The organism is Clostridium sp. AM29-11AC (assembly GCF_003480545.1).
Classification (GTDB): Bacteria; Bacillota; Clostridia; order Lachnospirales; family Lachnospiraceae; genus Otoolea; species Otoolea saccharolyticum_A.
On record NZ_QUJI01000004.1, the window covers coordinates 15,604 to 30,378 of the forward strand.

Genomic DNA, 14,775 nt, shown 5'->3' on the forward strand with positions numbered 1-14,775 from the left:
CCCCCCCCCCCCCGCCATAAAAGAAAAACTCAGAAACCGTTCCCTCGGTTTCTGAGTTTTTGCTTTTATGGCCTACTTTTATGGCCTACTTTTATGGCCTACTTTTATGCCCTATCTTTATAATGATGTGCCTCCTCCAGCATCATATCCTTCACCTTCATGAGCCGGATCTGGGTACTCCTCTCATTCTCATCCAGCTTCATGGTAATATATTTGATATTCCTCTGGGTTTCCGGGATGATGACATGTTCCAGGGCATTTACCCTTCGTCTGGTTTTTTCAATCTCCGCCGCCATGAGCTGGCAGGCTTTCTCGGTCTGTGCAAGTTTCAGCATCTCCGGCAGCACGTCCTGCAGAGACTTTACAGCCCCGTCCAGATCGCTGGACGTAAAGGCGAAGCCGTAGGGATAAATATCATGTTCACTGGCCGTCCTGGTCTTGTACTCAAACACGGGTATGTCCACGCTCATGATATTCTTTTTCCCGGCTTCCAGATACACCTCCTGCTTCGGCGCCATCAGAGCGGTGTTCAGGGCCTGTTCGCTCATTCCCGCCCTGGCAATGACAAAGTTTAAATTCGCGCTCCGTATTCCGTCCTCCACTTTCTGTCTGAGTGCCATATTTTCCCTGACCAAATCGAGGAACTGGCGCATCAGCTCATCTCGCTTGTCTTTTAAGAGCTTGTGGCCTCTGACAGCTGTGGTCAGCTTTTTTTTAAGCCTTGTAAGCTCCATTCTGGTGGGGTTCACCTGGGCCTGAGCCATGCTTCACACCTCCCCTATTCCTTCCCGTAGTACATATCCAGGAACTTGTCGTTGATTCTCTTCAGCTCGCTTCTCGGAAGGATGGAGAGCAGCTTCCAGCCAATCTTTAAGGTTTCCTCAATGCTCCTGTCTGTCTCATAGCCCTGGGAAACGTACTCCTTCTCAAAGGCGTCGGCAAATTTCGCGTAAATCAGATCCACGTCGGACAGGGCCGCCTCACCCAGAATAACCATCAGCTCCTTGGCCTCCTTGCCCCTTGCGTAGGCTGCAAAGAGCTGGTTCATGGTGTTGGAGTGGTCGGCTCTCGTCTTTCCCTCGCCGATTCCCTTATCCTTCAGACGGGACAGGGACGGAAGCACGTCGATAGGCGGCATAACTCCCTTTCTGTAGAGCTCACGGCTCAGGATGATCTGCCCCTCTGTGATGTAGCCCGTCAGGTCCGGGATCGGATGGGTTTTATCATCCTCGGGCATGGTAAGGATCGGGATCATGGTAATGGAGCCCGTTTTCCCGTTCTGCCGCCCTGCTCTCTCATAGATGGAGGCCAGATCCGTATACATGTATCCCGGATAGCCGCGGCGGCCCGGAACCTCCTTCCTGGCCGCGGAGATCTCTCTCAAGGCATCGGCATAGTTTGTAATATCCGTCAGAATAACCAGCACGTGCATATTTTTTTCAAAGGCCAGGTACTCCGCCGCCGTCAGCGCCATCTTCGGGGTGGCGATTCGCTCTACGGCCGGATCGTTTGCCAGATTGATAAAGAGCACGGTCCGGTCGATGGCTCCCGTCTCCTTAAAGCTCTCCGTAAAGAAGTGGGACTCCTCGAAGGTAATTCCCATGGCCGCAAAGACAACGGCAAACTGCTCGTCTGTCCCCCGCACCTTGGCCTGTCTTGCAATCTGGGCAGCCAGGTTTGCGTGGGGAAGGCCGGAAGCCGAGAAGATGGGCAGCTTCTGTCCTCTTACCAGAGTGTTCAGTCCGTCGATGGCAGAAACTCCTGTCTGGATAAACTCCTGGGGGTAGCTTCTGGCAGCCGGGTTCATGGGAAGTCCGTTAATATCCCTTCTCTCGTCCGGAAGGATCTCAGGCCCTCCGTCGATAGGGCGTCCCAGTCCGTCAAAGACGCGCCCCAGCATGTCCTCAGACACCCCAAGCTCCATGGTCCTTCCCAGGAAGCGCACCTTGCTGTTGGAAAGGTTAATTCCTGTGGAGTTCTCAAACAGCTGTACCAGGGCATTGCCCCCGTCGATCTCAAGGACCTTGCAGCGCCTTGTCTCTCCGTTTGCCAGCTCAATCTCTCCCAGCTCGTCGTAGGTCACATTCTCAACGCCCCGCACCAGCATCAGAGGACCTGCAACCTCCTGTATGGTTCTGTATTCCTTTGGCATTAGAAGTCCTCCCTTCTGAGCACGTCGTCAATTTCCTTCCCAAGCTCCTCTTTAACTGCCTCGTATTCCCTCTCAATCTCATCGTCCGTCACGTATTTGAAACGGCCGATCTTCTCCCGCACAGCCATCTTGATTAACCCCTGCACGTTTGCCCCGTTTTCCAGGGCCTTCCTTGACTCATCGTAGAAGGCGAGCACCAGCTTCATCATGAGGAACTGCTTTCTCAGGGACGTATAGGTGTCAATCTCGTGGAAGGAGTTCTGGTGCAGAAAGTCCTCGCGGATGGAGCGGGCCGCTTCCATCTTAAGGCGGTCAGAAGGCGACAGCGCATCCATGCCGACCATCTTTACAATCTCCTCCAGCTCTGCCTCCTCCTGCAGAAGGCTCATCATGCCCTGACGGCAGGTCATCCATTCCGATGAAACGTGCTCGTTGAACCACTTGCCCATGTTGTCCACATAGAGCGAATAGCTGGTCAGCCAGTTGATAGCCGGGAAATGCCTCTTGTAGGCCAGGGACGAATCGAGCCCCCAGAATACCTTCACGATTCGCAGCGTCGCCTGGGAAACAGGCTCGGAAATGTCGCCTCCCGGAGGGGAAACGGCTCCGATGGCGGACAGAGCTCCCTCTCTGCCGTCCTTTCCTTTGCAGATCACATGGCCTGCCCTCTCGTAGAACTGAGCCAGACGGCTTCCCAGGTAAGCCGGGTAGCCCTCCTCGCCTGGCATCTCCTCCAGACGGCCTGACATCTCTCTGAGAGCCTCGGCCCAGCGGGAGGTGGAATCGGCCATCAGGGCCACCGAGTAGCCCATGTCCCTGAAATACTCCGCAATGGTAATTCCCGTGTAAATGGAAGCCTCCCTGGCAGCCACAGGCATATCCGAGGTATTGGCAATTAACACCGTCCTCTGCATCAGCGAGTGGCCTGTCTTCGGATCCTTCAACTCCGGAAACTCGTTTAATACATCTGTCATCTCATTTCCGCGCTCGCCGCAGCCGATATAGACCACGATATCGGCCTCCGCCCATTTGGCCAGCTGATGCTGGATCACGGTCTTGCCGCTTCCAAACGGCCCCGGCACTGCGGCCACGCCGCCCTTGGCGATGGGAAAGAAGGCGTCGATGACCCTCTGGCCTGTCACAAGAGGCATCTCGGGCGGCAGCTTTTTCTGGTAGGGCCGCCCCTGTCTGACGGGCCATCTCTGCATCAGGGTCAGCTCCCTGTCTCCGCTTTCCGTGGATATGACAGCCACTGTCTCCTCCACTGTAAACTCTCCTGACCGGATCTCCTTTACGGTGCCCTTTACGCCGTTTGGAACCATGATCCTGTGTACGACCACAATGGTCTCCTGCACGGTTCCGATAATATCTCCGGCCTCTACCTCATCGCCGGCCTTCACTGTGGGAACGAAATTCCATTTCAGGTCACGCTTTAAGGAGGGAACCTCCACGCCTCTCTTCAGGTTATTGCTCCCTGTTATCTTCATAATATCGTCCAGAGGACGCTGGATTCCGTCGTAAATACTCGTGATGAGACCCGGTCCCAGCTCAGCGGACAGCGGCATATCCATGGACTCCACCGGCTCCCCCGGCCCCAGTCCCGAGGTCTCCTCGTAAACCTGGATATACGCCTGATCCCCGTGTATCTCAATGATCTCTCCAATCAGCCGCTGGCTGCTGACCCGGACTACGTCGTACATATTTGCATCCCGCATCCCCTCTGCAATGACCAGCGGGCCTGCTACCTTTTTAATCACACCTTTGCTCATTGGAAGGCTTCACCCACCTTTCTTCTAATCTTTTCCCTGTCAGACCGGCTAAACTGTGCCGAACAATATATCCGAACCCACTGCCTGCTCCACGGAGCTCTTGACTCCCTCGATCCCCTTGCCCGTATTCCCGGAAACACCGGGAATCAGGATGACGGACGGGAGCAGACTCTCCTTAAACTTTTCGATCGCATGGCCGATACCGGCGGCTGCCGCCTCCGTAATATAGATGACGGCGTAATCCCCGGAGGCCAGGCGGTAAAACAGCTCTTCCGCTTCCTCTGCTTCCTTTACGGGAAATGTGTCAAGCCCCAGGGCAGCAAAGCCGTAAATGCTGTCGTAATCTCCGATGACCGCTATCTTATACATACATTTCCCTGATCCTTTCCCTGATTCTCTCATCCGGCAGACCGTTCAGCTTTCCTGTCAGGATGATCCGCACAGTTTTAATCTCATTTTCCCTGGCAAGCAGGTAGGCCACCAGAGGGCCCGCTGAAAACGGATTGTATTTCTGCGGCTTGATAGACTCTATCAGCTGATTGTCGCACCACCGCTCAAAGGCCGAGGCCGACTCCTTTAACGCCTCTGCCCCGTCTCTGTAGGACGTTTCCCCCAGGTATTCACAGATAGCAGGAACGCCGGACAGGGCCGCCATGGCCAGCTTCTCCACGTCCAGGCTGTCGCAGGGAGCCATAGCCCGGCGCATAAATTCCAGCTCCTTCCCCGTTTTCTGGGAGCGGACGGCAATCTTGATGTCGGCTACCGCTGTCACCGATTCGGCGTAGGCCATAATCACCGGCTCTTTGCTTTTTTTCCCTTCGCTGTAAATGGCCTCCAGAGCCGCCCGATCCACGATCACGTCGCAGGCCTGCCCGTCTCCTGTATGAAGAAAGGTTTCGCAGGCCTCCCTGGCCGCCTTCCTCATATGTTCCGGGAGAGCGTCAAAGTCCTTTTCCGCCACGATCCGCTCCATTTCCTTTCCGTCTACTGCACAGTCATCATAGTAGACAGAACCGTGAAAACCGGAGTTCACAGCCCCCTTGATGGCGGCCTTCAGATTATGGTAGAGGTTCTGGTAGGTCAGAACCGAAAGAATCTGATCCTCCCCTCTCAGAAGCTCCTTTACCGTTTTCTGGGCCTTTTCCCGCTCAGCTTCCAGAATCTCCTCCGCCGTCTGGGAGGGATTTCCGTTCCCCCATCCCTTCTCAGCCAGGAAGGCCAGGCAGCCCTCATAGGTTTTCACAGCCATCAGCTGTTCTATGACAGAGGCGGAAAAGAGCGTCATTTCCATGGCGCGGATGCGCGCAACTGCATATGTGTAATTTTTGTCAGACATTCGCTGTCCTCCTTCAATGCCCTTTCAATGCTCTCACGCCCCGGCTTTCCCTCGCAGCGTCAGCCGGGACTGTCATGTTCTGTCATGTTCAGAGTTCTGCCTGTCACCGACTCTCTTTCTGCGCCTTTCCAAACAGCAATCCGGAAACCTGGTCAGAAAGCTCATCCCTCCTGGCTGCAAACAGTGCCTCAAAGGAGCAGTTCTCCTCCACCCCTCCGTAGACCAGCACAAAGCCGCCGCTGATGGAAACCGGGTGTTGGGAAAGTTTTATAGTTCCGCCCTTTTTCCCTGCTGCCTTTTGAAGCGTGTCCTCAAAGTCCTTTGGCAGACGCCCTAAATCCTTTTCGGAAAAGCAGATCTCCCCTTCTCCTGAAAGCAGAAAGCACTCCGCCATTTTTTCTATCAGTGCAAAATATTCTCTGTCCTCCATATTCAGAAGAGTTTCACGGGCCTTTTCGATAAGGCCGCTTATCATCTCCTGTTTCGCAGCGAGAAGCATCTGGCGTTTTTTCAGTGCGGCCGAGGACTCTGCCCTGGCTCGTCTGTTCTTCTGTTCAAGCTGCAAACTCTCGTCCGCCTCTTCTCTCATTTTTTCAAGGCTGTCCCTCGTCTCCCGAAGGATTTCCTCTGCCTCAGCCTCTGCTGCGGCCCGGATTTCCCCGGCCTGCCGCCCGGCATCCTCAAGGATCCGGTTCGTTATTTTTTCCAGTCCCGTCATACTGCCTCTCCCTCCATGTCCGGCCAAACTGCGTGTTTTTGTTTACCCTATTACATTACAGCGCGCTGACTGCCAGAATGGATACGAGGAGTGCCAGGATGGCGTAGGTCTCAACCATGGCCGGAAACAGCATGGCCTTTCCAAACTGCTCCGGTTTCTTTGCGACAATGCCGATGGAGGCCACAGCTGTCTTGCCCTGGTGAATGGCAGAGATCAGTCCCACAATGCCGATTGGAAGGCAGGCCAGGAAGTAGAGGAGTCCCTGAGCCAGAGACATATCCATGTCCGCTCCGCCGCCTAACAGTCCGATGCCGGAGAGCACCAGGAAGCCCACCAGAAGTCCATAGATACCCTGCGTTCCAGGAAGAAGCTGTAAGATAAGTACCTTGGCAAACTTGGACGGGTCCTCCGTCACAACGCCTGCAGCAGCCTGTCCTGCCATGCCTACGCCGATGGCGGAGCCGATGCCCGCAAGTCCTACCGCTACCGCTGCGCCCAACAATGCAAATACAATACCCATACTGCTCATAATTAATCCTCCTTAATATCTACATATTTCGTAGTTCTGCGAAACGGCTCGAACATGCGGCCTCCGCCCTCATAAAATTTTCCGAAAAATTCCACATACTGCAGACGGCAGGTGTGTACATAGGCTCCCAGAAGGTTGATCGCCAGATTGAACACATGCCCTACCAGGAACACCAGGATAAACACCACTGCCCCCAGGATTCCGTCTCCCGCCATGCTCCCCATCTGGTTGATAACCGAGGCGATAACTCCTGTTGCAAGTCCCAGTGCCAGAAGTCTTGAGTAGGACAGCACGTCTGACAGCCATCCTGTAATGTTGTAGAGATCGTAGGCACCCAGTGCAAGTCTGAGAGCCGGATTCCTGCTGCTTCGCCCCGACATGAGAAGGATTCCCAAGGCTCCGAAAGCGGCAAGCACCTTTGCCAGCATATTCACAGGCTCCGGGAACACGATGTTCATCTGCGCCATGGATGCGAACAGTTCAGATGGAATCAGAATCAGGATCAGCCCGATTAACAGGCAGTACCACAGCACCACATCGCAGAAAAAGTCGAGAACCTTTTTATCGCGAAGGAGCATATACCCCTTGATTCCAAGTCCCAGGAACAGATGAAGCACGCCGAACAGCATGGACATCACCAGCATTTTCATGGGATCGTTTAAAGGCACGAACCAGACTGCCGGAATCGTTATCTCGCGCCCAAAAAAGGTTCTGGATACCACGTCTACTGCATCTCCGAAATAGCCTCCGAACATGACGCCCCAGAACAGGGTGGAAATTCCGCAGTACATAAAGAGCCGGACAGATTTTCTCAGCCCGCTGTCCATCCGCGGAAATTTCTTTAATGCTGCAAAGCAGGCGATAAATACGATCAGCCCATAGGCTGCATCTGAAAGCATCAGTCCGAAAAAGAAAATATAGCAGAGGGACATCACCGATGTGGGATCGATCTCCCCCTTAGCAGGAAGCCCGAAGGAGGCAGTCACTCCCTCTGCCGACTCTGCCAGCGTACCGTTTTTTAAGAGAACCGGGGCCTCCTCGTCCTCGGGGATCTCCTGTGTCTGTACAAAAATCTCAAAGCGGCTGTTCAGCCTGTCTGCCAGCCTTTCTGCCTCCCTCTCCGGCACATAGCCCGTAATCAGGATCGTCTGTTTCGACTGAAGCATCTCCCCCAGTGCCCTGTATTTTTCTGCGCGCAGTCTGTAAAAATCCGAGAGCATCTTTAAATTATCTCTGCTTGTGCTGTAGGCTTTTAGCTTTCCTGCCGTGGCCCTGATGTTCTCGTCCAGCTTTTTAATCTCATCTTCCAGCTCCTCCCTGTACACAGCGGGAATCTCATCCACTGCCTGGGCCGGCCGGGCGAAACCTATGGCCCGAAGGGCCTCCTCCACCTGAGCGGCCTCTTCCTTCAGACACAGAACTGCTATGCAGGTCTGATCTCTGTCTCTTCCTACGATTTCCACATGGACATCTGTCTCGGGAGCTCTCTGCGCCAGCTTCTCACAGAGCAGGTCCAGAGTCAGCTCTCCTCCCACCGCGCCTATAAACAGGGCTGTCCGCTCTGTGCCGGCTGCTTTCATGGAAACGTCTAGGCCCAGCCAAGGGACGAGGGTTTCCTTCTGTGCCTGCAGCTTGGCGATAGAGGCCTTGTCCTCAGCAATCTGACGGCTGTAGTCCAGAATCTGCTTCGCATCCCCAAGCACCTTGTCATGGCTCTCACTGAGCGTCTGGAAGGCCTCTCCCGACGCCTGCTTCTTTCCCTCGAGAGCTGAAAAGATCGAGGTCTGCTCCGGGACATACTGTCCCAGCGCTTCCAGAGCCTGTTCCGCAGTGAGCGCATTTCTCTCGCATGACTGACGCTCTGAAATCGTGTCAGGCCGCTTAAAAACACTGTCCTCCTCTGTTTCTGTCCTCAACAGCTCCACCACTCCGGCTCCCTGCAGGAGCTCTAAAACGGGTTTCCGATCTTTTAAAAGTGCGCAGATGGTTATTTTCCTCATCTGCAGAACTGCCATGTAAACATCCCTCCTGTCTTTACAAGACCATCCTTCTGCTTGAACTGTCTCTCACTCTCCAGGCCCCAGACCTGTGTCTGACTTTCAAATGAAGCATGGGTTAAACGGTGTCTGTCTGTTCCTGACCAGCAGCTCTTATACCAGCCTTTCTATGATAAGTTTCACTGCCTCAGGGGTTTTCTCTGCCGCCTTATCCTTCATGGCAGCCGCCTCTTCTCCGGCCTCCCTTTCGGCTTCCCTCATCAGCTCCTCAGCCTCCCTGGCGTAATCCAGTTCTGACCTGGAATTCCTTGCAGAAACCTCCTGCTTGAATTTCTCTCTTTCAGCCTCCGCCTCGCTTCTCGCATTGCTTACAAGCTGCCGCCCCTCCTCAGAAGCCCTTCTGATCATTTCCTCCGCCTCGGCCTCTGCTTTTTTTACAGCTTCTATTGTCTCCTGCACCATCTAATCACCACCTGTTCTCCTGCAAAGCACGGCTTCTGCCTGACCCTGGCGCCTCCGGCGCCGTTTTAATAGCTCCGTCTTCATGCAAAATGCCTCTCACAGCCAAAAGAAAGCTTCCCTTCCCGCTCTCTAGCCGTTCTCACTTTAGTATAATGCGGCCTCCTTCTCTTCATTCATAAAATACAGATTCATAAAATACAGATTCTTTAAATAAAATCAACCATTAGCATTTCGCACATTTGAATCAATTATACAACAATTTGTTTTGTTTGTCTATTATCAGGTAATACTTCTTTTCATTTCTATTTTATTGTACAAAAATATTTTTCTTGGAATAATATATTAAAAACAGACAGGATTATACCATTTCCGCACAGGAGTCTCTCAGGTTTTCCGGGCTCTGCCATGAAAGGCGCAGAAAATTATATGCCTGAGGGACAGCTAATAATAGAGAAATCTGGTGATATAACAGATGAAACTAAGAAACCAAAAGAGGAGAGCGCACCTTCTCAGCATTCTCTCCTCTTTTTCACGAATCTATATTTTCTTTCTGTCCCTCTGGAGCTGGAGGCCATTCATAAACTGAAGCTCATGGGCCTCCCTCCCTGTCCTCTTAGCTTCCCGCTTCTCTGCCCCCTACAGCTTATTCCCATTCCTCCCAAACTTTCTTTTTCTGAACGGGAAAAACGGAAGCTTCGTAGCAGCAGCCTCCAGGCGGCTCTGGTTGTCCCTCTGGTAGATGCGGATAATCTCATCGAGCCGTTTAAACCGTTCCTCCTCCTTCTCATCAGCCACCCGCATCAGGTAGTCCATCTCCTTTAAGAGCTTCTCATGGACCATATAGGCGATGTCTTGGCTCAGTTTTTCGCAGTTTTCCTCCACCGCGCGGCCGATGATGTGGTTCATGAGCCGCTGGAACTGCTCCATCTTTCCATTTTCCAGAATCTCCTCAAGTCCTGCCTGGGGCTCCTGCCGGTTTATGTCGGTTTCTGCTGCCAGCGTCACCTCGCCCTCGCCGTCTTTCTGAAGAGCCTGTCCATCCTGTCCGCCTGCAGCCGGAATCTCCTGCCCCTGTTTCCTGTACTCAGCCTGCCCGTCCATTGCAGCCAGTCCCCCTTCTTCCTGAATTTCTCCGCCCTGTGAAGCCCCCGCTTCCCTGAGCGCCGCCAGCACATCCTCCTCCAGCACTTCATTTGGAATGATCACCTTGCCGTCCGACTCCAGAGACTTGGCGAGAGCCGTCTTAATCGCCTTGAGCTGATACCCCTTATCCTTGAGCATTTTCACCTGCTTAAACAGACGGATATGAAACTCTGTATAAAAACGATGTCCCATCTCATTTCTGGGAATCTTAAGCTCCAGCTCATCCTCCCAGTATCTCAGCACATGCGCTTCCACATCCACCTTTCTGGAAGCGTCTGATATCAGATAATGTACCTCAGCCATGATTCAATCCTCTCCTTTGGTTCACAATATTTCGTAGCTTACTTATACTATATGCAAACCAAATTCCAATTATGTCAAAATAACCCTCGGAAATAACAGAATCTCCCTCGAAAAGCCTTATCCACAGTTCAGAAAAAATCTCACCCCTCCATCCACATCCCGCCTCCCCTTATCCCCCTCCTTTCCCCTGTAATTTCCTTCCTCCAGCAAAAAAACCAGTTTATTCGTAAACTTCGCTCCAGCAAAAAAGCCAGTTCTTTCGTAACTTCACTCCAGCAAAAAAGCTAGTTCTTTCATAACTTCACTCCAGCAAAAAAGCCAGTTTTTTCATTAACTTCACTCCAGCAAAAAAGCCAGTTTTTTCGTGACTTCGCTGGAACGAAAAAACTGGCTTTTTTGCCACCCCACCCCCTCTACCTCTCCTTCGCCAGATTCTCAAATTTCGTGAGCTCCGGTCTCCAGAGAAGATTCACGGTTCCGATGGGACCGTTTCTCTGCTTGGCAATGATTACCTCTGCAATATTCGGATTTTCTGTATCTTTGTGGTAATAGTCGTCCCTGTAGAGGAACATAACCATGTCCGCGTCCTGCTCAATGGCTCCCGACTCTCGAAGGTCAGACAGCATAGGCCTGTGATCCGGCCTCGTCTCGCAAGCGCGGGAGAGCTGGGACAGAGCGATGACCGGCGCATTCAGCTCCCTGGCAAGAGCCTTCAGGGAACGGGAAATCTCCGAGATCTCCTGCTGCCTGTTTTCCCTTCCCTTCCCGCTTCCGCTCATAAGCTGAAGGTAGTCGATAATCACGATGGAGAGGCCGTGCTCCAGCTTCATTTTCCGGCACTTGGAGCGCAGCTCCATAATGGAAATGCCCGGCGTGTCATCTATGATCAGCTTGGAGTTTCCGATCACGCCGATTCCCTCCACAACGGCATCCCAGTCTGAGTCGGACAGGGTTCCCGTCCTCAGCTTCTGGGAATCCACCCTGGACTCCATGGAGAGCATTCGGTTCACCAGCTGCTCCTTGGACATCTCCAGACTGAACACCATGCAGGGGAGGTTTTTTCTCACTGCAATGTGATCCACCACATTCAGCACAAAGGCTGTCTTTCCCATGGACGGCCTGGCGGCGATCAGGATAAAATCGGAGGGCTGAAAGCCCGAGGTCCTGTAGTCCAGATCATGAAACCCGCTGGGAATCCCCGTGACCGAGCCCTGGTTTTTCGAGGCTGCCTCAATCTTTTCCAGCACGTTTAAGGCCACCTGGCGGATAGGCACGAAATCCCCGCTTCCCTTGCTCTGAAGCAGATCGAATACCGCCTTCTCCGTGTGAGCCAGAATATCATCCAGCTTGTCCTTCCCCGCATAGCAGGTATTGGCAATCTCCTCGTTTATTTTGATCAGTCTTCTCAGCACTGCCTTCTCACGCACAATATTGGCGTAGGACTTCACATTGACCGAGGTGGGGACTGTCGTCATAATATCTCTGACAAAATCCAGGCTGCTGATCTCCGGGGGAACATCCTTCTCCTTCAGGCGGTCCTGGAGCGTCACCAGATCCACCGGCTTTCCCTCGTTAAACAGCTCCACCATGGCCTCAAACATCACGCCATACTGATGCTGGTAAAAATCGGCGCCTGTGACAATCTCAGACGCCGAAATAATCGCTTCGCGGTCCATCAGCATGGAGCCGATGACGGACTGCTCCGCCTCTGTACTGTGAGGAAGCACGCGCTTAATCAGCGCTTCATCCATCTGTTAAGCCTCCGTCACCTTTACGCGCAGCGTGCCTGTTACCTCCTTGTGGAGCTTAACAGGAACCTCATGAGTTCCAAAGGTTTTCAGCGGTTCAGGAAGCACCAGCTTTTTCTTATCGATCTCTACCTTCAGCTGCTCGGAAACGGCCTTTGCAATTTCCTTTCCCGACACAGAGCCGAAGGCTCTTCCTCCCTCGCCGGCGCGGATCGATAAGGTTACAGACTTATCCTCCAGGAATTTGGCCATCTCCTTTGCGGCGGCAAGCTGCTCGGCGGCAATCTTAGCCTCGTTGGCCTTCTGCAGCTTCAGATCGTTTAAGTTTTTGGCCGTAGCCTCCACACCCAGGTTTTTCTTTAAGATAAAGTTTCTCGCATAGCCGTCATTTACCTTTACTACCTGTCCCTTCTTTCCCAGGGACTTCACATCCTCTAATAATACTACTTCCATTTTAAATTTCTCCTTTCTCTTTCATCTGCAGGAGCATCTCTTTCAGCCTCTCTCTGGCCTGCTCAAGTGTGGTATCCTTCAGCTGAGCACCGGCGATGGTCCTGTGTCCTCCGCCGCCCAGCTTCTCCATCATCACCTGCACATTGACCTCATCGATGGAACGGGCACTGAAAAAGATCGTATCTTTCACCTGCGTCATCACAAAGGACGCCTTAATTCCAATAATGTTTAAGAGCTCATTGGCCGCCTGGGCGCCGATCACAGTCGGGCTCTCAAGCCCCTCGGACGGGCACTCGGAGATGGCAAACTCTTTCTCAAAGATCTCAGCTCTCCTCACAGCCTCAGCCCTTGCGCGGTAATCCTCCACCCGGTCTCGGAACAGTTTTCTGACTCTCACCACATCCGCTCCGTTTCGCCTCAGGAAGGCCGCCGCCTCAAAGGTTCTGACTCCCGCCTGGTTCATAAAGTTGTTTGTATCAATGACGATACCCGCATACATGGCATCCGCCTCCACGGATTTCATCTTGATTCCGTCACCCACATACTGAAGAATCTCAGCCACCATCTCGCAGGCCGATGACGCATAGGGCTCCACGTAGGAGAGCACGGCATTTTCAATAATCTCGCTGCTCTGCCTGTGGTGATCAAGCACCATGATCGTCTTGACCAGCTTTAACAGCTCAGGCGCCTCGGTGATGCTGGGCCGGTTTACATCCACCACCACAAGCATGGTGTTGGCATCTGCCCGCTGGGCGGCCTCCTCGCCGGTCAGGAACAAATCCTCCGGGTAGTCAGGATTGTCCTTAAACCGGTCCATCATGGGCCGCACAGAGGAATTGACGCTGTTAATGACAATATGAGCCTTCTTGTTAAAGGCAGCTGCAATTCTGTAGATACCGATAGTCGCTCCGAAGGAATCCGGATCCCCGATCCGGTGGCCCATGATTAAGAGCTTATCCTTGGTCTCCATCAGCTCTCTCATGGCGTGGGCCTTGACTCTGGCCTTCACACGGGTGGTCTTCTCCAGCTGCTGGGACTTGCCGCCGTAGTAGGTGATCTTCTCTCCATCCTTCACCACAGCCTGATCGCCGCCCCGTCCCAGGGCCATGTCGATGGCTGTCCTGGCATACTCATAATTTCTTATATAGGACTCCCCGTTCATTCCCATACCGATGCTCAGGGTGACAGCCATCTCATTTCCTATGTTGACCGTCTTGACCTCCTCGAGAAGGGAAAACCGCTCCTCCTCGATCTCCTTCGTATACTTCTGTTTAATGACAAAGAAGTATTTGTCCTTCTCCATCTTTTTCACGATACCGTTCAGATTGGAGATATACTTGTTGATCTTTCTGTCAATGAGGGCCACCAGAAGGGAGCGGCGCACCTCCTCCACACTCTCCAGGGCCTCATCGTAGTTGTCCAGATAGATGAGTCCTGCCACCAGGTTCTGATCGGTGATGGCCTTCTTCAGAGTCAGGATCTCCGTTTCGTCAAACAGGTAAACAGCCCAGAGCACCTCCTCCTCGCCGTTGGACGGTGTATCCAGCTTAATGCCGTCTCTTTCATCCACACAGATATGGCGGATCTCCATGCGGTAAAAGCTGTCTCCATAGGTCACATGGATCGTGTCCTCCTTGTCAATCCCGTCCAGAGTCTCCCTTGTCAGCTCTGGGAACAGGCCGAAAAGAGTCCTGTTCTTTCTGTCGTCCCTGACAATATCGGAAAATCCCTCATTCATCCACAGCAGCAGGCCGTTCTCATCAGCCACCGCATAGGGAAATTCCATGTCAGCCAGCATGTTTTGCTGAAGTCTGGCATATTCGGCAGAAAAGTCCAGAAGCCCGCCGAGCAGCCGCTTTCTCTTATACAGATACAGCCAGGCGCAGAACACTGCATAGACGAGGGTAAAGCCCGTCATGACAATGCCGGCCTTTAAATCCACAAGGCCTATCACCACATTCGCCGCCATCAGAATCACCGCCATAAAAAGCGGCCACTGCAGATAGACCCGAAGCTGTCCCTGTATTCTGATATCCTCTTTCATTTCTCTCTCCTGTTTCATATCGAACATCTCCCCCCTGAAGGGACAGCCGCCAAAATCCCCGGCGGCTGCCGTCTGTTCGTCCCTTTCGCGCACCTGCCGTATGTACCGGACGGTGCAGAAT

The 14,775-nt window shown here is 53.1% G+C and carries 13 protein-coding genes; all 13 read right to left on the bottom strand.

From position 1 onward, the window contains the following. Nucleotides 1-104: 104 nt before the first annotated feature. Nucleotides 105-764, bottom strand: a complete 660-nt coding sequence (locus DW757_RS04150) for a V-type ATP synthase subunit D (RefSeq protein ID WP_008399071.1) — start codon at nucleotides 762-764, stop codon at nucleotides 105-107. 14 nt (nucleotides 765-778) lie between these two features. Further along, nucleotides 779-2,152 carry a V-type ATP synthase subunit B gene (locus DW757_RS04155; RefSeq protein ID WP_118751067.1) on the bottom strand — a complete coding sequence of 458 codons (1,374 nt, stop codon included), beginning with the start codon at nucleotides 2,150-2,152 and terminating at the stop codon, nucleotides 779-781. Continuing rightward, nucleotides 2,152-3,921 carry a V-type ATP synthase subunit A gene (locus DW757_RS04160; RefSeq protein WP_015573360.1) on the bottom strand — a complete coding sequence of 590 codons (1,770 nt, stop codon included), beginning with the start codon at nucleotides 3,919-3,921 and terminating at the stop codon, nucleotides 2,152-2,154. Before DW757_RS04160 ends, DW757_RS04155 begins: the two co-directional genes overlap by 1 nt. A 48-nt stretch (nucleotides 3,922-3,969) precedes the next feature. Beyond that, nucleotides 3,970-4,290: a V-type ATP synthase subunit F gene (locus tag DW757_RS04165; RefSeq protein ID WP_015544804.1), complete on the bottom strand. Its 321-nt coding sequence runs from the start codon at nucleotides 4,288-4,290 to the stop codon at nucleotides 3,970-3,972. Further along, complete coding sequence (locus DW757_RS04170) at nucleotides 4,283-5,257, bottom strand: V-type ATPase subunit (RefSeq protein ID WP_118751068.1); 975 nt, start codon at nucleotides 5,255-5,257, stop codon at nucleotides 4,283-4,285. The genes DW757_RS04165 and DW757_RS04170 overlap by 8 nt, the downstream gene beginning before the upstream one ends. Nucleotides 5,258-5,360: 103 nt before the next feature. Then, nucleotides 5,361-5,975, bottom strand: a complete 615-nt coding sequence (locus DW757_RS04175) for a V-type ATP synthase subunit E (RefSeq protein ID WP_008399066.1) — start codon at nucleotides 5,973-5,975, stop codon at nucleotides 5,361-5,363. A 55-nt stretch (nucleotides 5,976-6,030) separates the two neighbouring features. Continuing rightward, the gene (locus DW757_RS04180) at nucleotides 6,031-6,504 is read right to left on the bottom strand and encodes a V-type ATP synthase subunit K (RefSeq protein ID WP_008399065.1); all 474 of its coding nucleotides are present in this window, start codon (nucleotides 6,502-6,504) and stop codon (nucleotides 6,031-6,033) included. A 2-nt stretch (nucleotides 6,505-6,506) separates the two neighbouring features. Beyond that, nucleotides 6,507-8,519, bottom strand: coding sequence for a V-type ATP synthase subunit I (locus DW757_RS04185; RefSeq protein ID WP_118751069.1), 2,013 nt, complete (start codon nucleotides 8,517-8,519; stop codon nucleotides 6,507-6,509). 135 nt (nucleotides 8,520-8,654) lie between these two features. Continuing rightward, complete coding sequence (locus tag DW757_RS04190; protein ID WP_008399062.1) at nucleotides 8,655-8,963, bottom strand: H+-transporting two-sector ATPase subunit H.a; 309 nt, start codon at nucleotides 8,961-8,963, stop codon at nucleotides 8,655-8,657. Between the two features lie 636 nt (nucleotides 8,964-9,599). Next, complete coding sequence (locus DW757_RS04195; protein ID WP_118751070.1) at nucleotides 9,600-10,409, bottom strand: MerR family transcriptional regulator; 810 nt, start codon at nucleotides 10,407-10,409, stop codon at nucleotides 9,600-9,602. A gap of 413 nt (nucleotides 10,410-10,822) precedes the next feature. Then, entirely contained in the window at nucleotides 10,823-12,160 is a 1,338-nt protein-coding gene (gene dnaB / locus DW757_RS04200) for a replicative DNA helicase (protein ID WP_118751071.1), read from the bottom strand. A gap of 3 nt (nucleotides 12,161-12,163) precedes the next feature. Further along, nucleotides 12,164-12,610 (bottom strand): 50S ribosomal protein L9, encoded by a 447-nt coding sequence (gene rplI, locus DW757_RS04205; RefSeq protein WP_021966753.1) that lies wholly within the window; start codon nucleotides 12,608-12,610, stop codon nucleotides 12,164-12,166. Nucleotide 12,611: 1 nt separating this feature from the next. Beyond that, on the bottom strand, nucleotides 12,612-14,654 hold the full coding sequence (locus tag DW757_RS04210; protein WP_021966754.1) for a DHH family phosphoesterase: 2,043 nt from the start codon (nucleotides 14,652-14,654) through the stop codon (nucleotides 12,612-12,614). Nucleotides 14,655-14,775: the final 121 nt, after the last annotated feature.

Excerpts from the sequence above, each read along its gene's own strand:
- DW757_RS04150 (WP_008399071.1), bottom strand. The coding sequence starts at position 764 with ATGGCTCAGGCCCAGGTGAACCCCACCAGAATGGAGCTTACAAGGCTT.
- DW757_RS04155 (WP_118751067.1), bottom strand. The coding sequence starts at position 2,152 with ATGCCAAAGGAATACAGAACCATACAGGAGGTTGCAGGTCCTCTGATG.
- DW757_RS04160 (WP_015573360.1), bottom strand. The coding sequence starts at position 3,921 with ATGAGCAAAGGTGTGATTAAAAAGGTAGCAGGCCCGCTGGTCATTGCA.
- DW757_RS04165 (WP_015544804.1), bottom strand. The coding sequence starts at position 4,290 with ATGTATAAGATAGCGGTCATCGGAGATTACGACAGCATTTACGGCTTT.
- DW757_RS04170 (WP_118751068.1), bottom strand. The coding sequence starts at position 5,257 with ATGTCTGACAAAAATTACACATATGCAGTTGCGCGCATCCGCGCCATG.
- DW757_RS04175 (WP_008399066.1), bottom strand. The coding sequence starts at position 5,975 with ATGACGGGACTGGAAAAAATAACGAACCGGATCCTTGAGGATGCCGGG.
- DW757_RS04180 (WP_008399065.1), bottom strand. The coding sequence starts at position 6,504 with ATGAGCAGTATGGGTATTGTATTTGCATTGTTGGGCGCAGCGGTAGCG.
- DW757_RS04185 (WP_118751069.1), bottom strand. The coding sequence starts at position 8,519 with ATGGCAGTTCTGCAGATGAGGAAAATAACCATCTGCGCACTTTTAAAA.
- DW757_RS04190 (WP_008399062.1), bottom strand. The coding sequence starts at position 8,963 with ATGGTGCAGGAGACAATAGAAGCTGTAAAAAAAGCAGAGGCCGAGGCG.
- DW757_RS04195 (WP_118751070.1), bottom strand. The coding sequence starts at position 10,409 with ATGGCTGAGGTACATTATCTGATATCAGACGCTTCCAGAAAGGTGGAT.
- dnaB (WP_118751071.1), bottom strand. The coding sequence starts at position 12,160 with ATGGATGAAGCGCTGATTAAGCGCGTGCTTCCTCACAGTACAGAGGCG.
- rplI (WP_021966753.1), bottom strand. The coding sequence starts at position 12,610 with ATGGAAGTAGTATTATTAGAGGATGTGAAGTCCCTGGGAAAGAAGGGA.
- DW757_RS04210 (WP_021966754.1), bottom strand. The coding sequence starts at position 14,654 with ATGAAAGAGGATATCAGAATACAGGGACAGCTTCGGGTCTATCTGCAG.